Source organism: Pseudomonas sp. USHLN015, assembly GCF_037153275.1.
Taxonomy (GTDB): domain Bacteria; phylum Pseudomonadota; class Gammaproteobacteria; order Pseudomonadales; family Pseudomonadaceae; genus Metapseudomonas; species Metapseudomonas tohonis.
Map to the genome: position 1 here is coordinate 66,574 of NZ_JBBCKP010000011.1, position 20,433 is coordinate 87,006.

Annotated in this window: 20 protein-coding genes and 1 tRNA gene; 10 read left to right on the top strand and 11 right to left on the bottom strand. The window is 61.2% G+C overall.

The annotated features are described in order from the left end of the window. The 5 genes from WFQ67_RS22400 (at position 1) to WFQ67_RS22420 (ending at position 10,087) form a co-directional block, all read left to right on the top strand. Entirely contained in the window at positions 1-942 is a 942-nt protein-coding gene (locus WFQ67_RS22400; RefSeq protein WP_337058236.1) for a hypothetical protein, read from the top strand. A 6-nt stretch (positions 943-948) separates the two neighbouring features. Continuing rightward, on the top strand, positions 949-1,962 hold the full coding sequence (locus tag WFQ67_RS22405) for a hypothetical protein (RefSeq protein WP_337058237.1): 1,014 nt from the start codon (positions 949-951) through the stop codon (positions 1,960-1,962). 61 nt (positions 1,963-2,023) lie between these two features. After that, positions 2,024-3,544, top strand: a complete 1,521-nt coding sequence (locus WFQ67_RS22410; RefSeq protein ID WP_337058238.1) for a hypothetical protein — start codon at positions 2,024-2,026, stop codon at positions 3,542-3,544. Position 3,545: 1 nt separating this feature from the next. Further along, the gene (locus WFQ67_RS22415; protein WP_337058239.1) at positions 3,546-9,374 is read left to right on the top strand and encodes an LPD38 domain-containing protein; all 5,829 of its coding nucleotides are present in this window, start codon (positions 3,546-3,548) and stop codon (positions 9,372-9,374) included. A gap of 170 nt (positions 9,375-9,544) precedes the next feature. Further along, on the top strand, positions 9,545-10,087 hold the full coding sequence (locus WFQ67_RS22420) for a KilA-N domain-containing protein (RefSeq protein WP_337058240.1): 543 nt from the start codon (positions 9,545-9,547) through the stop codon (positions 10,085-10,087). Here WFQ67_RS22420 and WFQ67_RS22425 read toward each other — a convergent pair. The 6 genes from WFQ67_RS22425 to WFQ67_RS22450 all read right to left on the bottom strand — a co-directional run bounded on the left by WFQ67_RS22425 (position 10,056) and on the right by WFQ67_RS22450 (position 14,201). Then, on the bottom strand, positions 10,056-11,258 hold the full coding sequence (locus WFQ67_RS22425; protein ID WP_337058241.1) for a hypothetical protein: 1,203 nt from the start codon (positions 11,256-11,258) through the stop codon (positions 10,056-10,058). The two genes, WFQ67_RS22420 and WFQ67_RS22425, sit on opposite strands and share 32 nt — an antisense overlap. Positions 11,259-11,594: 336 nt before the next feature. Continuing rightward, positions 11,595-11,843 carry a hypothetical protein gene (locus WFQ67_RS22430; RefSeq protein WP_337058242.1) on the bottom strand — a complete coding sequence of 83 codons (249 nt, stop codon included), beginning with the start codon at positions 11,841-11,843 and terminating at the stop codon, positions 11,595-11,597. Positions 11,844-12,289: 446 nt separating this feature from the next. Further along, complete coding sequence (locus tag WFQ67_RS22435; RefSeq protein ID WP_337058243.1) at positions 12,290-12,994, bottom strand: hypothetical protein; 705 nt, start codon at positions 12,992-12,994, stop codon at positions 12,290-12,292. Positions 12,995-13,070: 76 nt separating this feature from the next. Beyond that, positions 13,071-13,730, bottom strand: coding sequence for an SOS response-associated peptidase (locus WFQ67_RS22440; protein ID WP_337058244.1), 660 nt, complete (start codon positions 13,728-13,730; stop codon positions 13,071-13,073). Beyond that, on the bottom strand, positions 13,730-13,924 hold the full coding sequence (locus WFQ67_RS22445) for a hypothetical protein (RefSeq protein WP_337058245.1): 195 nt from the start codon (positions 13,922-13,924) through the stop codon (positions 13,730-13,732). The genes WFQ67_RS22440 and WFQ67_RS22445 overlap by 1 nt, the downstream gene beginning before the upstream one ends. Next, positions 13,917-14,201, bottom strand: coding sequence for a hypothetical protein (locus WFQ67_RS22450; RefSeq protein WP_337058246.1), 285 nt, complete (start codon positions 14,199-14,201; stop codon positions 13,917-13,919). Before WFQ67_RS22450 ends, WFQ67_RS22445 begins: the two co-directional genes overlap by 8 nt. Positions 14,202-14,304: 103 nt before the next feature. Between WFQ67_RS22450 and WFQ67_RS22455 the strand changes: the two genes are divergently transcribed. Together WFQ67_RS22455 and WFQ67_RS22460 are read left to right on the top strand one after the other, a co-directional pair. Then, entirely contained in the window at positions 14,305-14,523 is a 219-nt protein-coding gene (locus WFQ67_RS22455) for a hypothetical protein (RefSeq protein WP_337058247.1), read from the top strand. Positions 14,524-14,821: 298 nt separating this feature from the next. Continuing rightward, the gene (locus tag WFQ67_RS22460) at positions 14,822-15,964 is read left to right on the top strand and encodes a tyrosine-type recombinase/integrase (RefSeq protein WP_337058248.1); all 1,143 of its coding nucleotides are present in this window, start codon (positions 14,822-14,824) and stop codon (positions 15,962-15,964) included. On the opposite strand, the gene WFQ67_RS22465 is transcribed toward WFQ67_RS22460, so the two are convergent. After that, on the bottom strand, positions 15,961-16,239 hold the full coding sequence (locus WFQ67_RS22465) for a pyocin activator PrtN family protein (RefSeq protein ID WP_337058249.1): 279 nt from the start codon (positions 16,237-16,239) through the stop codon (positions 15,961-15,963). The genes WFQ67_RS22460 and WFQ67_RS22465 overlap by 4 nt on opposite strands. 46 nt (positions 16,240-16,285) lie before the next feature. Continuing rightward, on the bottom strand, positions 16,286-16,684 hold the full coding sequence (locus tag WFQ67_RS22470) for a hypothetical protein (RefSeq protein ID WP_337058250.1): 399 nt from the start codon (positions 16,682-16,684) through the stop codon (positions 16,286-16,288). Between the two features lie 161 nt (positions 16,685-16,845). Between WFQ67_RS22470 and WFQ67_RS22475 the strand changes: the two genes are divergently transcribed. Together WFQ67_RS22475 and WFQ67_RS22480 are read left to right on the top strand one after the other, a co-directional pair. Then, entirely contained in the window at positions 16,846-17,565 is a 720-nt protein-coding gene (locus WFQ67_RS22475; protein ID WP_337058251.1) for a hypothetical protein, read from the top strand. 67 nt (positions 17,566-17,632) lie between these two features. Continuing rightward, positions 17,633-18,349 (top strand): hypothetical protein, encoded by a 717-nt coding sequence (locus WFQ67_RS22480; RefSeq protein WP_337058252.1) that lies wholly within the window; start codon positions 17,633-17,635, stop codon positions 18,347-18,349. A gap of 117 nt (positions 18,350-18,466) precedes the next feature. On the opposite strand, the gene csrA is transcribed toward WFQ67_RS22480, so the two are convergent. From csrA to WFQ67_RS22495, 3 genes are all read right to left on the bottom strand, one after another. Next, complete coding sequence (gene csrA, locus WFQ67_RS22485) at positions 18,467-18,667, bottom strand: carbon storage regulator CsrA (protein ID WP_337058253.1); 201 nt, start codon at positions 18,665-18,667, stop codon at positions 18,467-18,469. Between the two features lie 111 nt (positions 18,668-18,778). Then, a complete protein-coding gene (locus tag WFQ67_RS22490) occupies positions 18,779-19,645 on the bottom strand; it encodes a ParB/RepB/Spo0J family partition protein (RefSeq protein ID WP_337058254.1) in 867 nt (288 codons plus the stop codon). A 19-nt stretch (positions 19,646-19,664) separates the two neighbouring features. Next, a tRNA-Gly gene (locus WFQ67_RS22495) sits at positions 19,665-19,739 on the bottom strand. Between the two features lie 331 nt (positions 19,740-20,070). On the opposite strand from WFQ67_RS22495, the gene WFQ67_RS22500 reads away from it, so the two are divergent. Beyond that, the gene (locus WFQ67_RS22500) at positions 20,071-20,322 is read left to right on the top strand and encodes a DUF1654 domain-containing protein (protein ID WP_337058255.1); all 252 of its coding nucleotides are present in this window, start codon (positions 20,071-20,073) and stop codon (positions 20,320-20,322) included. Positions 20,323-20,433: the final 111 nt, after the last annotated feature.

A 20,433-nucleotide genomic window follows, 5' to 3' on the forward strand; every position in this document is an offset into this window, starting at 1 on the left:
ATGGCTTCTGTCGAAGATGCCGTTACCCGCCTGCAGGGGACGGTGGAAAGCACCCTGCGGTCTGCACGTGAAACCGCGTCGCGCATTACCGGATCGGTGGTGCCGGACCTGCTGGCCCATGCCTTCGACTTTCAGGTCGATAAGCCAAACCTGGCACCGCCGCCCACCATGAGCGACCTTTTTCCGGGCGTCGACCAGACGAACTCCGAACTGATCCGGCTCGACGCCGAAACCGAGAAGTGGCTGGGCAAGTACTTCCCGGAGCTGACCGCCTGCCTGCGCGACAAGCCGGAGCAGTGGCTCTGCAAGATCATCAGCGGCAGCGACCCCTTCGGCGACAGCACTGCCGTGGTCGACGCCCTGTGGCACGAGGCGCGCGATCGCGCCTATCGCGCGGCCAGCACCGAGACCAAGAGCATTCTCGCGACGTTCTCCGAACGCGGCTTCTCCATGCCGCCGGGCGTGGCTGTCCGGTTGGTCGCCGAGGCGGAGCAGCGTGCGGGCCAAGCCATTGCTGACGTCAACCGCTCCGAGACGGCCCGGATGGCAGAGCTGAAGCTGGACCTGCTGAAATTCGCCGAGGAGCAGGCCATTCGCCTCAAGCTGGGTGTCATGGACACGCTCCGCGCGTTCTACGTCTCCTGGTTGTCGATCCCCGACAAGGACATCGAGCGCGCCCGGATCCGCGCCCAGGCGCAGGCCTCCCTCTACCAGGCCCTGAGCAGCTACTACAACGTCGAGCTGGGCTTCGAGCAGCTGCGCCTGCGCGCGGCTGAGACGGGGATCGACGCGGCCATGGGCATCGACCGCAACAAAATCGCGGCCTTCTCCAGCAACCGTCCGGCCGAGGCCCTGGCACAGGCGGTTCGCGGGTTCACCGATGTGGCCAGCTCCGCATCCAACGCTGGCTCGGCGCTGGTCGCTGAGATCACCACGGGGTAAAGGCTGATGATCTTTCCGATGTTCGCCGTGTACGGCATAGGGCAGTCAGTTGACGGCCACGTGGTACTGGTCCGCCAGCCCTCGGCGCCTGCGGTCGAGGTGAAATTTCCGGCCGCGCTGTCGCCTCTGCAGTTGGGCTTGCATGGTCGTCCTGACCTGTTCGTGTTCGGAGATCCCGTCCAGGTGGTACCCAATGCGACGGCTCTGTTGGCCGCTGACACTGACCCGCCGGACCAGGGCGAAATGCTCGCCTTCGGTGTTGCGCCCGACAACGGCGCCTCGCTGGTGATGCCCCTGGACGATGGTCGCTTCGTGGTTGCCGCGGGCATCTTCATCTACATCAATGCGCCGGAGGCCGAGGAGGGCGGCCAGCGGATTCAGGTCGCGGGGCTGTCCGCCGGCGGCGTGCACAACGTCGTGGCGATTTCCAGGGGAGGCAGCACGATCCGAGTGCTGTACGCCACCCGGGGCAACGGCGCGAAGCACGCCTACCTACTGTCGTTCGACCTGGGCTCGCCGCCCTTCAGCACGCCTGTCGACCTGACGGCCGGGCCGCAGTACACCGCCACCGTCGACTGGCCCTATGTCCAGGCCGACAAGTACAACTGGTACACCGGCTTGCTCCCCCACGTCATGGGTGCCTTCGACTACTGCGTGTTCCGCAATGCCGACCGCAGTTCCGACGGGACCAGCTTCCTGTTCGTGGGCGTGGCAATCGGCGCCCCATTCGCGGACGGCGGCCAGATGAAGATGGCGGGCTACCAGGTGGCGCGAGGTTCTGGGGAAGCGAGCTTTGACACCTTCACGGCCGGCGGCACCCTGGCGGGAACGGTGCTCACCGCCCAGGAGTTCCTGTCGTCGCCGATCTGCACATCCTCCGACATGGTTGGCGCCGCCACCTCAATCAACCCGGACGACTATTACTTCGACGAGTTGGTCAGCACGCTCCTGCTGTCCTTCGAGACCCCGCCGGTTCCGGTTTTCTGGACGAATATGAGGCAGGCGGTCGAGACCGTTTAGGGCTTGCCCTTCGGCTTCGGTGACATAGCGTCGGGTGCATCCACCTCATGGAGCACCCACCATGGCTGTCCAGAACCCGTACAAGTCCGGCTCGATCGCCGGAAACCTCCCCCTTGCCACCCAGAAGGCCAAGGGCATTTCTCCCCTGCCGGGCATCATGCCGATCGCGCCACCGACCACGGCGACGCCGGCACCGCTGCGAATCGACGCTGGTATCGGCGCAACTGGCGACCCAGTCCGGGCCCAGGCCATGCAATCCCAGTACAACCAGCCTGTCACCAATGGTCTTCCCCAGAATGGGATCGGCGGCGGCATTGACGCTGCACCTGCTCAGTCTCAGCCGCAGGGCAAGACCTTTCTCCGTGGGCTGGCCGACTTCGGCAACGGCATCGTCAACACCACGGTGGGCGGCGCCGAGGCGCTGATCGCCGGGCCATTGGACTGGGGCCGTAACGGCATCACCACTCTGTCCGGCGGCGACCCCCAGTCACTGCCCGGTGGCCCCACCGCTTTCCGCGATACCGCCAACCGCAGGCTCAGCACTGGCCTCGGGCAGTTGGGCGGCACTGCATCAGCTGTCGGTGATACGGCTCTGGCTGGTCTCGGCGCGAATCGTCGTGATGGCTCGGACCCTTCCGCGCCGAACCCTGCAGGCATTGGAGGGACGACGACTGCGGTGCAGCGGCAGGCGCAGACTCCGTCCGGCGGGGAGGCTGCGCTACCTGGGCTGGAGCCTGTGAAGGTCGCCCCCAATGGTATCGGGGGCTTCGGCGAGACCGGCATTGCTGGCGTTGTCGGCCGGCGCGGTGCCAACGGCGTGATGGAGTTTTCCAACGACCCCGGCGCAGTAGCAGGTGCCACCGGAAAGGTCGGAGGCGGAATCGGCGATGGCATTGGCACGCTGAGCATCATGAGCGGCGGCAGGGAGGGCATGGAGCGCAACCTGGCAGCGGCGGAGATCATTCGCCAGACCCGGCGCGATAACGCGGGCGGTGGCCTTTCCATCGTCGGCGACTCTACCCGCGGGCGCGGGCTGGACCAGCAGCAGGCCGAGCGCATCGCGAGCGCGGACTGGGACCGGCAGCAGCAGGCGAAGCTCTCTGCGCGCCAGGAGCGCGGCATTGGCGGTGGGCTACAGGACTTCCAGAACAACCAACTGCAGCGACAGGTGACCGAGCAACAGATCGCCTCCCGCGGGCTGGAAATCCAGAAGCAACAGAAGCTGAACGGCCTGCTGGCGGGATTGGACAATCCGAACCTGGCGCCGGAAGTGAGGGCGCAATTGCAGGACACCTACCTGACCTTGACCACGCCGCTCAAGGATCAGCGGGTAGTCAGTAACGTGGAAGAGACCGACAGCATGGGCGTCAGGTCGAAGCGGCCTGTTGTAACCAACGTCATCTCCGGTGGCCAGGTCGGTAACGGTCAGACCGTGGCGAGCATCAGTCAGGCCGATTCAGCGGTGTTCGACGAGGAGAGCCGGGCAGAGGCGAAGTCGGTAGGTAGCGATCCGCGCAAGCTTCAGCAAATCAACGCAGAGAGGGCGATTTACGGATTGCCCGAGCTGAAGGCAGGAGCCTGATATGGCTGACGACTACAACGCACGATCTTCTATCCAGGCTCGCATCGACAAGCGTAACGCTACAGCGGGGGGTGAGTTCGGCAAAGGCATCGCTTCCGGAATAGATGCGCTTCAGGGCTCCTTGTACGGGCTAGCCGGCCTGGCTGGTGATGTTGTCGCCGAGCCCGGGCTGCGTGACTGGGGCATCGCTGGCTTCCAGCGGAACCAGGAAGAGGCGCAGCAGAACCCCGCCCTGGTGCAGCGCGTCGAGGATATCGGCAGCGTCAGGGATGCTGGGCTGTACGCGGCGCAGGGGCTCGGCCAGTTGGTGCCCTTCGCGGCCGGCTCTATCGCCGGCGGCGGTGTTGGCGGCGCTGTGGCCAGGGTTGCTGGGCGCTCTGCAGCTGAAGGCCTGGTGCAGCGCGGAATTGCCCAGGGCCTCGATCGTGCAGTAGCCGAGCGCGCGGGCCAGATCGCCGCGCGCGAGGCGACCGAACGGGGTATCCAGGCAGGGCTTACGGCCAACTCCATCGGCACCGAGCAGGGCAGTATCTACGGCGACATCTACGACAAGACCGGGCAGCACGCCCCGGGCACGGCGTTGGCGTATGGCGCGGCCGCCGGTGCGCTGGATGTGGTGCCCGAACTGGGGCTGCTCTCCAAGATCGCCAGGCCGAGCCAGGGGCTGCTGCGTACCGTCGGGCGACAGGCCGCTACAGAAGCCGCCACCGAGGCCGGGCAGACAGCGGTGGAGCGGCTGGCAGTGCAGAGCGTCGACCCGACCCAGGAGGCATTCAATGAGGACGGCCGCAGCGAGCTGCTCAACGCCGCCATCCTGGGCGGAATCGGTGGCGGCATCCTGGGCGGCGGTGTCGACGCCGCCGGCCGGGTGGCTGCCCGAGGACAGCAGCCTGCAGCACCTGCACCTGCCGCTCAACCAGCCGGACCTATCAGTCGGTCTGCGGGCTTGCTGCCAGCACCGGATCGCCTCGCGCTGCCCGCGCCGGATCCGGTGCTGTATGCCGACGGTCAGGGCAACGTGAGTCCGGACGGGCCGGCGCGCAACGTCGACCGCGAACAGCGGCCCGTGCCGGGGCGCGAAACTCAACCCCCGTTCAGTGGGGCTGGGCTGGATCAGCAGGTGCCGCGCGGTGTTATCCCGCTTTCGGGCGAACTGATCCAGGCCCAGCCGCTGACGGTACAACCCACGCCGCCGGTACCGGTGCGCACCTTCGACGCGCGGCCGGAATTTCCAGGCCTTCCAGATCTTCGCCCGGAGGCTGTTGTGGTTGACCCAAGCGGCCAGGCGTCGCTGGGCCGAATCCCCACCCCGCAACCAGTTGAGCCAGCAGACTCTAGTTTCGGCGCGGGGATGGATGCCCAGGTCAAACCCGCGAAGCGGCCGACCTTTGGGCAAGTGCTCGAGCAGGCCAGGCAAGCGCAAGGGGCGCTGGATGCCCAGGCGCTGGCAGATCGCACAGGCGCCAGCCGGGCGGTGGCTGCTCGTGCCCTGTCCGGGGTGCAGGTCGAGCAGCAGGTGGTAGCGGCGGAATACAAGAGTGTGCCAGGGGCCAACAAGGCGCTGCGGTCGCTGCCGCAACCTGATGATTTCCATGTGGTGAAGACCGGGCCCCGGCAGTGGGCAGTTCAGCGGCGTCCGTTGCAGGAGGTGGTAGATGCTGATAGTCGGTCAGGGCCTGTTGATGAGCGAGCAGCAGGCGGTCAGGGTGCTACGCCGGTGCAGCCGGCTGACCAGGCAGGAGTACCGAATGCTGAAGCGGCGCCGGCCACTTCCGAAGTCCAGCCAATGGAAGGCGGAGCTGGTGTTCCTTCTGCAGCTGAAGGGACCGACGGACAGCGTGCACTGAATGAAGCGCCGGAGGCTGCAGCCTCAGCGCAGCGAGGCGACGCCAGCGTAGCGGGTGAATATCAGCATGGCCGGCATGGAGCCGTCCGCGCCACCGTTACGCCTACTGCCAAGGGTTTCCAGGTTGAGTGGGGCCCTGACGATTTGCAGCAGTTCAAGGGCAAGGCAGCAGGCGAAAAGGTCAGGGCGGCGCTGGAGCGCGAGGGCTTCAGTCGCGTAGAACAGGAGGGGGCGAGCCCCAATTATTCCCGTGGCGCCTATCGCATGGCTGCACCAAGGGCGAAGAAAGTCCGGGCCGAAACGTTGGCCAGGTCGATTGGTGGGCTCGTTGCTGGATGGAGAAACGCGCCACAGGTCAATGTCGTCCAGTCGATTGATGACCTGCCACCTCGGCTCCGGCAGCAGGTGAAGCGCGATGGGGCCCACGATGCCGAAGGCCTCTACGATCCGAAGGGCGTCTACCTCATCGCCGACAACCTCACCAGCCTGCAGCACGCTGCATTCGTCCTGCAGCACGAGGTCATCGGCCATGCCGGCCTGCAGGGCGCCTTCGGTAAGCGGCTCAATCCGCTGTTGCTCAGCATCTACAAGGAGCACCCGGCCCTACGTTCGTCGGCTGATCGCCTGCGCGATCGGTTCGGCTACGACAAGGCGCTGGCCATGGAGGAGGTCCTGGCGGATCTCGCGGCCGCTGGCCGCCTGACTGAGCAGCGCTTTTGGCCGAGGCTGGTTGCCGCTGTCCGCAATGCGCTGCGCGACATCGGCTTCAAGGTGCGTTGGACCGACCAGGACATCGCGGCACTGTTGGGGACCGCACGACGCTTCATCGAAAAGGGCGACGCCAAGGGAACCGGCGGTCTGGTGCAGACCTACTCCCGGGAGCCCGGAACGGGGCTGCCCGCTGCGCTGGAGAAGGAAATCGACGAAGTTTTCAGGGGCAAGACACTCAGCAAGCCCCTGTCCCTCGGTGGAACTCCTGACGTGCTGAAGGCGCTGGGGGCTGCCGATGCGCCGATCAACATCACCGAGGACACGCTGTGGAAGGCCGTGGACAAGCACAGCATGACGCCCAGGGATGTGAAGGCCGCCCTGGCTGCACTCGGCGAGCCGGTGATGGTGTTCGATTCCGCCACTGCGCCGGACGGCCTGGTGGCGCTGGTGGAAACGGCGAGCCGTGGGCGCTCTGTGGTGGTGGCGGTGCACATGAACCGCAAGGAGAACATCACCGTGAACCGGATCGCCAGTATCCATGCCAAGGACAGCGCTGGCTTCGTCCAACAGTGGATGGAGAACGGCTTGCTGCGGTACGTGGACAACAAAAAAGCCGATGCTTGGTCCAGCGCTAGAGGGCTCCAATTGCCCAAAGCGGCACCAAAACATCGGCTCGGGAAAAAGGTACTGCGTCCGGAGGACATTGGCAAGGCGGCGGGTGACGTGCGGTATAGCCGCGCAAGCCAACGGGCGGCTGACTTTTTCGACCAGGTGACCAACCGCGGCGAGGTTCGTTTCCCGGAGCACGCCACCTCAGCCCAACGAGATGCGCTCGGCAAGATAGGTGCCTTCATCCGACAGGAACCGCTGGCCAAGACCGCGCGAGCGCTGTCCGAGCGCTGGAAGGAGAAGGTTATCCAGGGCGTGTTCGACCAGTTCGCGCCGATCGCCAAGCTGGACCAGGCCGCCTACATGCAGGCGCGACTCTCGAAGGGAACCGATGGCGCGCTTGAGGCGACGTTCTTCCATGGCCGGCCGAAGATCTCCGACGGCGCCCTGGATGTCGAGGCCGATGGGCAGGGGCTGCGCGGTGTACTGGCTGACCTGAAGGGGGAGCACGATCTCTTCTTCGCCTGGATCGCGGGCAACCGTGCCGAGAAGCTGGCACAGGATGGGCGCGAGAACCTCTTCACCCCGGACGACATCGTGGCGCTGCGCTCCCTCAACCAGGGAGCCATGGCCGACGGCCGAGCCCGGGCGGTGGTCTACCGCGACGTGCTCAAGCAGTTCAACGCCTACCAGAAGTCGGTGATGGATGTCGCCGAGCAGGCCGGCCTGATCGACGGCAGCAGCCGTAAGCTCTGGGAAAGCGAGTTCTATGTCCCGTTCTACCGTGTGATGGAGGAGGGGGACGGGACGGCAGGCCCTGGCCAGATCGGCGGGTTGACCGGGCAGAAGGCCTTCAAGAAGCTCAAGGGGGGCAAGGAGCCGTTGGGCGACCTGATGGCCAACACCCTGGCCAACTGGTCGCACCTGCTATCGGCTTCGATGAAGAACATGGCAGCGAACAAGGCGCTGGAGGCGGCCGAGAAGATGAACATCGCCACGCGTTTGCGCGAGGCGGAGAAGGGCAGCCTTCGGGTAATGGTCAACGGCAAGGAGCGGCACTATCTGGTGGACGACCCCCTGGTGCTGGACGCGCTGACGATGCTGAATCACCAGGACTGGAACAACCCGGCCATGAAGGCCATGCGTTCCTTCAAGCACGCGCTGACCGTGGGGGTCACCAGCAACCCCGCATTTCGCGCCCGCAACTTGCTACGTGACAGCATCTCCTCGATCGCCGCCAACGACCTGGGCTACAACCCGCTGAAGAACATGGCGTCGGGCTGGAAAGCCACCGGCAAGGACAACCCAACGCTGCACCGACTGCTGGCCGGCGGCGGCGCTGTACGCTTCGGCTCGCTGAATGACGGCGACCAGGCGGCCTATGCCAAGCGCTTGATCCGGAGCGGCGTCGACTCCAGCCAGATCCTCAACACCCCGGCCAAGGCAGCCAAGGCTCTACGCAGCGCCTGGGACAAGTACCAGGAAGTCGGCGACCGGCTGGAGACGGTGAACCGTGCCGCTCTGTACGAGAAGCTGCGCGCCGAGGGCAAGAGCCACCTCGAAGCCAGCTACGCCGCGCGGGACATGATGGACTTCACCTCGGCCGGCAAGTGGGCCAGCGTGCGCTTCCTGACGCAGATCGTGCCCTTCATGAACGCTCGCCTGCAGGGGATGTACAAGCTGGGGCGCGGTGCTTCGGCAGATCCGCGCCGCTTCGTGGCCGTCGCCGGCGCGGTGGCCATGGCCTCGACCCTGCTGTTCCTGCTCAACAAGGACGACGAGGAATTCAAGCAACTGCCTGACTGGGTCCGCGACACCTACTGGTGGGTGCGTATCCCTGGTACCGAAAAGTCGCTGTACCTGCCCAAGCCCTTCGAGGTCGGTGTCATGGGGTCGGTGGCCGAGCGGTTAATGGAACTAGCACTCTCTGGCGACGACTACCAGGCCGGCGACTTCGCCAGCACGGCTGGCTCGCTGTTGTGGAACCAGCTTTCCATGAGCCCGGTGCCGCAGGCCTTCAAGCCGCTGATGGAGGCGGCGTTCAACTACGACAGCTTCCGCGAACGCCCGATCGACAGCATGGGCCAGGAGCGGCTGCCGGCGGAGGAGCGCTACACCGCCAGGACCAGCGCCTCGGCGGTTGCCGCCGGGCAGTTGACTGGGATCTCGCCGCAGCGGATCGAGCACCTGGTGCGCGGCTACTTTGGTTGGCTGGGCACCCAGGCGCTGAACACCGCCGACTACCTGACGCGTGGCATCACCGATCTGCCGTCGAACCCGAAAAGCGACCTGGCCAACCCGGACAACTGGACGCTTTACGGGGACTTTGTGAAGTCGGCCGACCCGGGCAGCGGCAGCAAGTACCTCACGCGCTTCTACGAAATGCAGCACCAGATCGACCAGCTCTACGCCTCGGCCAGCGAGGCACGGAAGGTTGGTGACCTGGAGCGGATGCAGCAGCTGGCCGGCAACGACGTGCTGAAGCTGCGCCCGATCTATAAGGCAGCCAACCGGCAGATCACCGCCATCAACCAGCGGATCAAGGCTGTGACGAACGATCGGTCGATGGGGGCAGCGGAGAAAGCGGACCTTCTGAAGCAATTGAACGCGACCCGGAACCAGGCCGCGCAGTTGGCGGACGAGCGGGGGCGGGCAGCGGGCTGACGGGGTGTTGCATGGGGCTGCCAGTTACATAGCGTCGGGTGGGCCTGGGCGACCAGGCCGGCCTCTCTGCAGGCCGTAGCAGGCTAGGCCCGTACAGCCGAAGAGGGAAGGTTCATGCGCCGCCCACGCCCCTGCCTGCTTACCCTCCCTGGGCGGTTGAGGCGCATGCCATGAACAATGTGATTCCGTTCCACTATGAAGGAACTCCGGTCAAGTTCAGCCTGGATGGCTGGATCAATGCGACGGAGGTTTCCAAGCATTTTGGTCGCCGTCCTTCCCACTGGCTTGAGTTGCCCAGTACGCACAGCTACATGACTGCGCTCGCGAAGCATCTTGGGCCAGGCGTTGATGCCGGAAAATCCGGCATCAAACTTGTGGAGACCTCCAAGGTGAGAGGGAGGTCAGGAACTTGGCTCCACCCGAAGCTTGCGGTTGCCTTTGCACGTTGGCTGGACGACGACTTTGCCGTCTGGTGTGACCTTCGGATCGACGCGCTACTGCGCGGTGAGGCCGGGCCGCTTCAAGAATACGAGCGAGCCAGCGCCACTCTGGAGGAGTGCAAGGCCCAGGCCAGCCGCCATGGCAAAGGCTTGGCGGCCTGGCGCCGGCAGAAGCCGCCGCTGATGCGAGAGGTGGAGTACTGGCGAGAGCAGATGCAGCTCGTGCTTGGGCTGGAGGAGCCTACTTCGCGTATTTCGGGCCGACCTGGTTGACGGCGGCCCGTATCGCCTCGGCCGCGCCGTAGCCTTGCGCCATCAGCGCGTTGCGGACCTGGATCACCTCGTCGATTGCTGCCTGGTTCGCGTCGGGCCGCTCGTAATCGAGGAACGGGTAGAGTTTGTACGCAACCTGCAGGGCGATTTTCAGGTCGAGTTCTTCGCTATTTGGTTGCGGCGCTTGGGCTGAGTACTTCGGGCCCACCTGTTTTACGGCATCACGGATTGCGTCCGCTGGACGATATCCCTGTGCGATAAGGGTATCCCGAACGCTGACCACTTCATCAATAGCAGTTCTATTCGCGTCGGGCCTCGTGTGATCAAGGAATGGGTATAGCCGATATGCGATTCGAAGCTGAATTGCTAGGCCTGCATCGTAACCATCGTCTGGCTGGGGTTGTGTAACAGCGCCGGCCGCTTCTGTGCTCATCACAGCTTCGTAGCAGTCCCCGTACTTCAGGGCCAGAGTCTCGCTCTCCAAGTACTTGTCGCACTGAGTTGTCGCCAGAGCTTTGCGGCGCAGGTATTCGCTTTTGCTGAGGCCGTATAGACCGGCGCCGCCGGCATCGAGGAATTCCTGCTCCACTGGATCGTTCTTGTCGAGCCCGAAGCGGGCGAGCTCCTCCTTGCTCAGCACATGGATCTGTTCGGAGGGAATGCGCACCATCGCTTCGTAGAGGTCATCGGAGAGGTTCATGTCTTGCAAGTACGCCCTGGCTTTGGCCTGGGTGTCCCGGTAATCCACCTGGGCCTGGGCGATGTCGATGTTCCCGACCTGCTCGGTATACGGCCTGTGGATGCCTACCGCGCCATAGGTTGCTCGGCGCGACGCGCCAGCCAGGATGAACACGCAGGCGCTCGCGCACTGGCTGTTGAGAGTGACCATGGCGAGGGCGCGCATCTGGCGCAGTGACTTACCGATTTCGATACCGGCGAACAGGCTGCCGCCACCAGAGTTCAGCAGAAACTTTGGGCCTACCACGCCCTGGTCCTTCAGCGACGCTGCTATCCGGGCCACGGCCGCGGCATCTTCGTTGGTGATCGTGCCGGCGATGGTGTAGCAGCCAGCAGCGGTTTGGCAGCTGGCGTCCTTGGTGACATCAGCAAGGGCAGTCGACGAAGCGAAGGCCAGGGCGGCGAAGAGGGGGGCCAGGCGGCGAGGGTGCATTGTGAGACTCCGTCCTACACCCCGAGAAGGTTATCATTTTGTAGGATCTGGTCTACGCTTCGGGTGTTTCTCCTGATACTCCGTGAATACAGGAACTCAACGCCGCTGGAAACAGTGGCGTTTTTTTTGCCTAATCGAGCTCCCACGGAAGACGGATACCACCGCGTGCCTGGACGAGATAAGTCTCGGCGAGGATTTTCGGATCGCACCTGGCAGCTTCAGCCCTTCCCAGAATTTGAGCCAGCACCCTGTCAGGTGGAAGGGCCGGCCGCCATTGAGCAATCTTTCGGGCTAGTAGCTTCAGCTCATCGGAGGCGTATGGATCGCCTCCGGAGGTCATGCACGAATACCCTTGCGAGCGATCGCTATCGCGAACTCTTCGTTCAAAGACTTGCTCAATTTTTTGATCGCGGGAGCTGAACCAAGTTGGGTAGTGGGAAGACCAGGAATCGTGACGATGTCCCGATTGGCCTTGCTGCAGAACTGAAGCGTTACGCTGCCGTCCGCCATCCGTGACGCTTCGCAGCTGTAGGCTGGCATGTAGATTCCGAAGAGCTTACTGATGTCGCCAGTAGAGAGATTCATCGTTGCTCCGTCCATGATTTGAGCCAAGAAGATGGCGTCAGGATAGCGAGGGTAATCAGCGAAGCGTAGACCGTTCGGTCAATTTCGGATCGACGGCACGGAACGTTTGCAAGCAGCGGCAATCAGTAGACGCTTCGCCGAAATGTAGTGATTCCGGGTGCCTGACTGATGATGTTGCCTTGGATAGATTTCTGATTGAGGGGCGTAATGATCAAGCGACGAGCGGTTACTTGGCGCTTCGAGTGAAGCTCGAACGTCGCGTTGCCCATATCAAGGAGTGAGATCTGGATTAACTCGACTGGCGACTGCTCAGAGAGGGTTTCAAAAGTTACGTACGCGAGGCCTTGATACTGCATGGCTCCGTTCATTCCACGCACCTTTTACGCGGCTGTTGGATTAGCGTCGGAGCATAGACCATGAGATGGTCCGTGTTAAAGGCAAGCTCCTCACCAAGACGGGGGAGGTGGTGATGCCGGCACCAGCCCTTGCCCCGCGCAAGCCTCGCAATCCTCGACCAGGGCGAAATGCTCATTGCAATCGGGGCACCGCATCCAGGCCGCCCAGTGTAGGCGCTCCTGCAGGAGGTCGGCGCGGGTCTGGTTGCCGGCGGCAATCGCCTCCCGGGCCAGATCGCGTACCAGGCGGTAATGGTCCGGATCGACGATCCTGGGAGTGCGACGGCCGAGCTGCAGGTGGCCCACCAGGTGGAAGCGGTAGCCAGTGCCGCTCTTGCTGTCGGCCCAGGTGAGGCCGTCAATCGCCCCGCGATCGATGATTCGATCTTCGATCATCCGTAGCTGCCCGGTGGCGTCATGCCCAGCCCGCAGGGCGTCGATTTGCGGGTGCTGCTTCGCACTGAGGTGGCGCCGTTCCATCACCCCAACCACTGCACCGTTCCCCTCCTCGATGACGTGGTAGACCCCCAGGGTGTGGACCCTGTCGGCGGCTACACGCTCCCTCGCATGCGCGGCGACGGCGATCACCAGGTCCCGCATCTCGAAATACTCCATCTCATCCACTAGCCCCTTATCCAGAGCCTCCCTGGCGAGGCCGAACTGGCCCTTTGCCCAGAGATCGGTCATCCCGTAGATGTGGGAGTAGTAGTCCAGGGCGGACCTGAACCGGTCGCGGGCGGTGGGAACGCGGAACATGGATGGCTCATAAATACTGTATGTGCGTACAGTATTTATGGTGCGGCGCGCTCTGCCAACTCCAGCGGACGAGCTGTCAGGCGACGCGCTCGATCAGGTGTTCGCCCTGGTTGCGCACGTTGCCCACGGCGCGGTCTACCCGATACCACACGAACACATCAGGCCCCTCGCCGGCGGCCAGCATCTCCTCGGCGCGCTCGCGCGGCGTGGCCGGGTCCAACCATTCCCGGGCGAGAGCAGGGGAGAACGCCACCGGCCGGCGGTCGTGCACGTCGACCATGCCGCCCAGGGCGTCGGCGGTGATGATGACGAAGCCATCGTCATCCCGGGGCTCGTCGTGCACTTGGCCGATGGAGGCGCAGAAGGTCGGGGCGCCATCCCGGCGGCGGATGTAGTAGGGCTGTTTCCGCTTCTCGCCCTCGTCGACCCATTCGAACCACCCCGACACCGGGCAGAGCATCCGGTTGGGCCAGATGCTGCGGAAGTACGACGAGCGAGCCACCCTCTCGGACCGTGCGTTGATTGGCGCGGCACGATCCTGAGCCCAGAAAGGCCTCCATCCCCAGCGCACCGGTGCAACCCGGGCGTCATCATCGAGGGGCAGCACCATCTGCACTGGAGTGGTGGGTGCGATGTTGAAACGTGGTTCCAGCGGCGTGCCCGGCGGCAGGCTGTGGATGTTCAGCAGGTAGTAGATGTCTGCCCAGGACATACCCTGAACGATTCGGCCGCACATCAGGTGCCGCTACCTAGATGCGCCATTCGGCTAGCCGACTGGATGATCTTCCCAGCTCTGTCCGACTGGTCGCTATCCAGTTTCTGGACAATAGCCAGAGCAGTACGCCTCAGGTGCTCGGGATCGGTCCCGGTCACTATGGCGGCTTCGAACACCGCCTCCAGGGCGATCCAGAAACCTACCTCGTTATCCATGACTTACCCCTTGAATGCGCTGGAACCAGAGCTTGCTCTTGGTTGCGATCGTCGCCTTCCTACCATCCGTGGATACGACTTTCCCCTCGTATACCTGACCCGTCGGGACGGTGACAACCAAGTCTTCGATAGGGCCCAGGGTGGCGCTGAAGGTAATGTCGTAGTACCCAGGCTGCGTTTGCTCAAGAACGATGCGCGTGAAGCGCTGGAATATGCCTGTAAGGTCCCCATGCTTCCCGGGGTATTCGAGCGTGGCCTGCCCTTCGTAGATGATCATGCCGGTGCCCTCCATGCGTTCATGAAGGGTAGACCAGTGGAGGTCCGGGAACGTGCCAGCGGAGTTCCGGTCTACCGGAACATCACGACAACTGGAGGTCACCATGAACGAGACGAGCAGAGCGAGCCATATGCGCCTGGCGCTGGCTGCCGCAGCGGCCTGGAAGGAAGTGCACGATTTCCTGGCGAAGGGCCCGGACATGGGCCGGGTGCAGAACGTAGATCTGCTCTTCAGGCTGCAGTCAGCTGCGGAACAGGCCTGCATGGCCTACTGGGACAACATCGACGACGAGGATGCGAATGCGGAGCCGGATGCGGTCTGACGTCGATCAGTCCAATCCCGAGCGGGACGGAACCGTTTGCTACGAATTTGCTACACGCTACAAAAACATATTCGTAACTTATTGATATCAAATGTAATTTTAAAAGTGATTTACCGATCCATCATCGGCGCAACGGAAAAGCGGCGGGACAGCGCAGGGCGCGTGGTTGCTGGGCTTGAGGCTATTTCTTTAAGCATTTTCGTACAGCTGATAGAGGGCGGTTTGGGGCCGTTTCCGATTGTTTTGAGAGGGTCGTTGCAACAATGTACCAACTCAAATCACTCATGTACCAAATGGCATGGCAACGATCAGGAAACGAAAGCGCAAGGACGGAACGGTGGCCTATTTGGCCCAGATCCGGATCATGCGGGAAGGGGTGCAAGTCTATCAGGAAAGCCTCACCTTCGATCGGCTACAGAGCGCCAAAGCGTGGGCTGGACGACGTGAGGCGGAGCTATCGGAGCCAGGTGCGATCGAGAGGGCTAACCGAAAAGGTGTCCTGCTAAAGGACATCATCGGCCAGTACCTTGAGGAGTATGAGCGCATCCGGCCCCTGGGGAAGACGAAACGGGCGACGCTCGAAGCGATTGGCAAATCCTGGCTGGGTGATGTGACCGACCGAGAACTTGATAGCAAGCGCCTCGTTGAGTACGCGCAATGGCGCCTAAGTCCAGCAGGGGGAGGGATTAAACCTCAGACCGCTGGTAACGACCTGTCGCACTTAGGGGCTGTGATGTCTGTAGCAAAGCCAGCGTGGGGTTACGAGATTGATCACCATGCAATGAGCGAAGCACGGCGGGTGCTACGCAAGTTGGGCCTGGTGATGAAAAGCAGTGAGCGTACCGTTCGGCCTACGAAGGAGCAGCTGGATAGCCTGCTTCGGCACTTTTTCGAGATACAGCAACGCCGGCCGAGCTCTATCAACATGCTTAAGGTGGTGGGCTTCGCGATTTTCAGCACTCGGCGGCAGGAAGAGATTTGCCGCATTCGCTGGGAGGACCTGGATGATCACCAGCAAGCGGTGAAAGTGCGGGACATGAAAAACCCGGGGCAGAAAATCGGTAACGACATTTGGTGTCATCTGCCGGACGAGGCCTGGCAGATCGTGCAGTCGATGCCGAGAGAGTGCGCAGAGATCTTCCCTTACAACGGCGAATCAATTTCCGCCTCTTGGGCGCGCGCGTGCAAGTTTCTGGAAATCGAGGGCCTGACCTTTCACGACTTGCGTCATGACGGCGTAAGCCGCTTGTTCGAAATGGGATGGGATATTCCGCGAGTGGCCAGTGTGTCTGGGCACCGGGATTGGAACTCGATGCGGCGTTATACGCACATGAGAGGGAGAGGGGACCCCTACGCGGGGTGGGAGTGGTTGGAGCGAATCCTGGCGGCGCCCGTGGACTTGGGCGCGCGGAGAGAGATGAAAAGGCGCCGAGCTCGTTAGGCTCGGCGCTGGTAGCGGCCCATAAGCTTGTCGTGCTCAATGGTCGCCTTCTCGTGCTGGGTATCGAGGTAGGCGGCCAGATCCCTTACATGCACGCCTCGTGCAGTTTTCTGGCTCCTCTCCAAGCGAACCAGGGGTAGGTCAATTTCGCCAGCAAGCACCTTACGCTGGAACTTGTCCGGAGTGAGGTGGCTGAAGTAGTCCGTGCAGACTCTGTCGATCGGGATGATGGCTTGGCCCTTGTACTGGGCCATCAGCAGAAACATCGTATTCATTGCTTCACTCTCCTTTGCCTGGCGTGCGTCAGCCGAAGGGCTTGAGTCACCTTTTGATCGCTGCGGCGATTCTCATCATTGGTTCGGCATGGCCGGCCAGGCCTTCCTCGTCAGCATCGAGCACTGCGTTGTAGATCGCTCGCAGGTCGTCGCTGCGCACGTGAATGATGCGGGGCTCCCTGTCTGCCTGCCAACTGGCGATCAACTCGCAGGCGTTGTTCCATTCCTCGCCCTCAAGGACCTCCAACCAGTCGCAGACTGGGCAGTGCAGATCAATAGGATCACTAGGCATGGTTAGCTTCTCCAGCGCATATGGCGCAAAGTCTTTAGGTTCGATATGGGGAATTGGAGTTGAGTTAGCGGCATCAGCGTTTGCTAGTAAATAGCTCAACTCTTGGTCGAGAGCTGCAGCGTTCGTTACTGTCATAGCCAGCGATGGAGGCATTTGATTGAAGTCGTAGTTCTGAGATAGCGCAGCGCATACCGTGATAGCATCGATGCCGTCTTGGCGAGAGTTGATGCCGTTAGTAGTGGGCGCTGGAGTAGTAGCGTGTTTCCACGGGCTGGGATAGGTTATGTGTCATCTGTAAGCGAGGGATTGCAACGATGAGAAAGGTGAAACCGCAGGATGTTAGGGATGCATTTTGTGAGCAAGTGGATTCTTCCCTTGATCACTATCAACGTGTATTGACTGCCTTGCGCGGTACTGGCAGCGAAAAATTGGATATCAGTTTGCAGTCAAGGACTCTAATTCACTCTGTTTTTGTGGATTTCGAGTGTTTCATCTCTGATCTGTTCATCTCCTATCTAAATAGGAGTTTTCATACCTACCAAAATGCGTTTGAAACTAGCGTTAGGTCTTCAGCTGCTCAGAAGCACTCGCTTTGGATGAGTGGAAGAATTACGTTCAATAGGCCACCGCATATGTCATTGACCGATCTTGAGCAGGCAATTGATCCGGATGGATGGAACCTTACATTTAAATCTTGTGCTGTGATGAAGGAAAAAGCTGCTGCATGGTTGGATCCACAGCACGCAAATCGCATTGTGCACATGCAGGGGGAGGATGAGCGGCTAGTCGACACGATGCGAGGTGTCAGAAATTGGATAGCCCATCAAAGCATTGGAGCGGGGAAAAGAATGAACGATTTGCTCGCGAATATTGAACAGGGGCCTGGTACCCCTAATCATGAGCTTGGTCGCGGCGTCCGAAAAGTGACAAATATCGGAGCCTTCCTCAAGTCAAAAATTGGTGCGGAGCGGAGAGTGGAGGTCTACTGCAGGCGGCTTAAGGACGTTGCAGCAAACATAACTCTTCCGCTTTGAAATCCGTAAAATTACATCGCTGTGAGTATGGAAATACTCCTAGAGTACCCGATTCGAAGGAGAAGCTGTGAGTAAGTATTTGGCCAGATTAGGTATTTTATTGACGGTTTTATATTTGGGCTTTGCTCTATGGTTGGTCGGTGGTCGGCTATATATGCTTCCAGCTATGGATCTAAACGCCGTAGGTGATTTTTTTGCTGGGATTTTTGGCCCACTTGCAATTCTCTGGCTTGTTCTAGGATTTTTTCAGCAGGGAGTTGAGCTGAGGCAAAATAATGAGGCTTTGAAGCTGCAAGCAGAGGAGCTCCGGAACTCTGTTGAACAGCAGAGAGAGCTTGTCGGGGTTACTGCTAAGCAAGTGGGTATTGAGTTGGAAAAGTGGCAGCACGAGCGGTATGTAATTTCTGAATCTGCAAAGCCTGTTTTTAATTTAGCTCTAGATAGTGCTGTCCCGTTGCAGGGCAGTGAATACTGGTATCAGTTGATACTTACCAATATCGGAAATTTCTGTCAGCAAGTAGAGGTCTACTTGCGGATGGAGGAAGATGAGGATCTGATCCGGAAAAAGGTCACAATAAAGACTGGAGAGGAGGTTAGTCTGGAATTGATTGTGCGTGGTTCGGGAATGCTTTCAAGAGGGCACCAGGTCCATATTGAGTCAGTTGATTCGCATGGTAGAGTTAATGCTCAGGTCTTTGATGTGGAAAGCTATATTCCTGTTGGGGAGGAGCATCCAAAGTTACTAATAAACAAAGTCTACTCTCAGTCAAGTCAGGATGTGTAGTTGGTATAATGCTCAGCGGCCACTAAAGCCCTCTCGTTGGCCGGTCAGTGAGACTGGTTATGTAATGGCTCTGCCATCACGGGCCGCCTTGGCGGGGCGGCCGGTGGATGTTCAAGACTATCCTGCAAATGTCTTCACCGGGTGCCGTTGCTGCTCAGCGCGGCGAATCCGCTCCGCGACTTCTTCACGATGCACTGCAACATCCCTTGGCGCATTGATTGCCAGCTTCACTTGATTGCCTTGGACGCTCATCACGGTAACTGTGATGTTGTCGCCGATGAGGATGGATTCGCCGAGACGGCGGGTAAGAATCAGCATGTCGATTTCCTTTCGTTGAAGTGAGGTGGGAGGGCTCGGCACTCAGCCAGAACCCGAGCCCTCCCAACAGCCGAGGCCCTTTTCGGACGCCACTCATTTGCCTGTGGCGATTTACTGCAGCGCTTCGTCCGTTTGGCGTACCAGTTCGGTGAAGCGATCTATCTGTTCGGCCTTGAGCGTGATGGTGATGTACTCAGCGCCATCGGCTATGGCGGCCTGCACTTGCTCGGGGAAGCTGTCTGCAATTGATTTGCAAACCGAGTACAGGTCCCTGCGCAAGGCCCGCGGAACGTCGGGTTTGGCGATGGCCTTGGGGGTTACCTTGTTGCCGCCGGCAGCCTTGATCTGATCCAGCTTCTCTTTCAGTACTTTACCGGCCGCTTCGCCGTGCCTACGCACGAGGGTGGTGGCTGTGCTGGCGGCTACCTCGCCCGAGGCAACCATCTGCTGTACGTCTGTGTTGGCATTGCCCAGGACGAGTACCTGGTCTACGTGTTGCCGCGTTCTGCCCATTTTCTGGGCGATCTGTTCCGGGCTCCATCCGAACGCCGCCAAGCGCTTGTAGCCCTCCGCCAGTTCGAGCGGTGAGAGCTTGCGGCCTTCTTGGCTGGTGATTACTCGCAGTACCCGCTCGGCATCGTTGCCGGTGAAGGCGGTGATGGCGATCCAGGCTTCGTTGTCCTTCGGGTCGCGGGGGAGGCGGCCTTCTGCGTCGAGTTTCAGGTAGGCGCGACGACGACGGTGGCCATCGACAACCCATAGACCGCCTTCGGCGCGCGGCCGGACTTCGAGCGGTGGGAGCTGGCCGCCTTGGTAGATGTACTCGGCCAGCTCGGCAATGCTTTGTTCGAGGTCTTCACCCTCGCTGCGGAGGTTGAAGCCGGGTTCTTCGTGGAGGTCTTCCAGGCGGGCCTTCATGGCGTCTGCGCGCCTCAGGTCACCGTCCTTGATCATCTGTTTGAAGGATTTCGCAGACATGCGCCATTCCTCATGAATGTGGAGCGGGCGGCGGGAGTTGAACCCGCGTCCTTCTGCTTGGAAGGCAGAAGCTCTACCGCTGAGCTACGCCCGCAAAAAGCCCCGGTGTGAACGGGGAAGGGGAAGGCTTCAGAAGCCTGAAGTCGATTCATCGATCCGCTGTTATTGGCGCCACCGGCGGTTGGGCGCTTTGCTGTTCCCTCTCGGGCAGGTCGATCCCTGTTCGGGGCCTGGAACAGGCTTCCCCCTGTCCGTGGTATCCGGCGAGCCTCCGGATTATCTGTTGCGTGCCTAGATAGTTCCGCAGGACATTATTGTTATCAATTCAAAAAGCCGTATCTATGGGGAAACAGATTATTCCCTAGGCTTGCGAGGCAATGTCTGTCAGATATACTGTATAAAAAAACAGTATTCGAGGATTTGCCATGGCTAAAGCTCAGGTTTCACAGCCCTCTACCTTTGAACTGCTTGCTTGGCGGGTACAGAGATTGGTGACTTCTCCTCCTGCGCAGCTGGCCCGTTGCGTGAAGATCCGGCTAGAGGAAGGAGAGGGGATGGAGGACTGGTTGCGCTTGATCGAGGATCTACGCGACTCCGATGGGCTTGTTATTAAGCAGGATGAAGACGGTGCAGTAGTTCTCTCATGGGACGCAGCTGAAGCTGAATGGGGTCAGTGAGGCATCCAAGAGTGTCATTGATAAGAGGGCGTCTACGGATTGAGCATGACTTACTTTCAATCGTGCTTGTTGAAGTGCTGGGGCGGGAGGTTGGGGCACCTGTGGTGCCCC

Excerpts from the sequence above, each read along its gene's own strand:
- WFQ67_RS22400 (WP_337058236.1), top strand. The coding sequence starts at position 1 with ATGGCTTCTGTCGAAGATGCCGTTACCCGCCTGCAGGGGACGGTGGAA.
- WFQ67_RS22405 (WP_337058237.1), top strand. The coding sequence starts at position 949 with ATGATCTTTCCGATGTTCGCCGTGTACGGCATAGGGCAGTCAGTTGAC.
- WFQ67_RS22410 (WP_337058238.1), top strand. The coding sequence starts at position 2,024 with ATGGCTGTCCAGAACCCGTACAAGTCCGGCTCGATCGCCGGAAACCTC.
- WFQ67_RS22415 (WP_337058239.1), top strand. The coding sequence starts at position 3,546 with ATGGCTGACGACTACAACGCACGATCTTCTATCCAGGCTCGCATCGAC.
- WFQ67_RS22420 (WP_337058240.1), top strand. The coding sequence starts at position 9,545 with ATGAACAATGTGATTCCGTTCCACTATGAAGGAACTCCGGTCAAGTTC.
- WFQ67_RS22425 (WP_337058241.1), bottom strand. The coding sequence starts at position 11,258 with ATGCACCCTCGCCGCCTGGCCCCCCTCTTCGCCGCCCTGGCCTTCGCT.
- WFQ67_RS22430 (WP_337058242.1), bottom strand. The coding sequence starts at position 11,843 with ATGAATCTCTCTACTGGCGACATCAGTAAGCTCTTCGGAATCTACATG.
- WFQ67_RS22435 (WP_337058243.1), bottom strand. The coding sequence starts at position 12,994 with ATGTTCCGCGTTCCCACCGCCCGCGACCGGTTCAGGTCCGCCCTGGAC.
- WFQ67_RS22440 (WP_337058244.1), bottom strand. The coding sequence starts at position 13,730 with ATGTGCGGCCGAATCGTTCAGGGTATGTCCTGGGCAGACATCTACTAC.
- WFQ67_RS22445 (WP_337058245.1), bottom strand. The coding sequence starts at position 13,924 with ATGGATAACGAGGTAGGTTTCTGGATCGCCCTGGAGGCGGTGTTCGAA.
- WFQ67_RS22450 (WP_337058246.1), bottom strand. The coding sequence starts at position 14,201 with ATGATCATCTACGAAGGGCAGGCCACGCTCGAATACCCCGGGAAGCAT.
- WFQ67_RS22455 (WP_337058247.1), top strand. The coding sequence starts at position 14,305 with ATGAACGAGACGAGCAGAGCGAGCCATATGCGCCTGGCGCTGGCTGCC.
- WFQ67_RS22460 (WP_337058248.1), top strand. The coding sequence starts at position 14,822 with ATGGCAACGATCAGGAAACGAAAGCGCAAGGACGGAACGGTGGCCTAT.
- WFQ67_RS22465 (WP_337058249.1), bottom strand. The coding sequence starts at position 16,239 with ATGAATACGATGTTTCTGCTGATGGCCCAGTACAAGGGCCAAGCCATC.
- WFQ67_RS22470 (WP_337058250.1), bottom strand. The coding sequence starts at position 16,684 with ATGCCTCCATCGCTGGCTATGACAGTAACGAACGCTGCAGCTCTCGAC.
- WFQ67_RS22475 (WP_337058251.1), top strand. The coding sequence starts at position 16,846 with ATGAGAAAGGTGAAACCGCAGGATGTTAGGGATGCATTTTGTGAGCAA.
- csrA (WP_337058253.1), bottom strand. The coding sequence starts at position 18,667 with ATGCTGATTCTTACCCGCCGTCTCGGCGAATCCATCCTCATCGGCGAC.
- WFQ67_RS22490 (WP_337058254.1), bottom strand. The coding sequence starts at position 19,645 with ATGTCTGCGAAATCCTTCAAACAGATGATCAAGGACGGTGACCTGAGG.
- WFQ67_RS22500 (WP_337058255.1), top strand. The coding sequence starts at position 20,071 with ATGGCTAAAGCTCAGGTTTCACAGCCCTCTACCTTTGAACTGCTTGCT.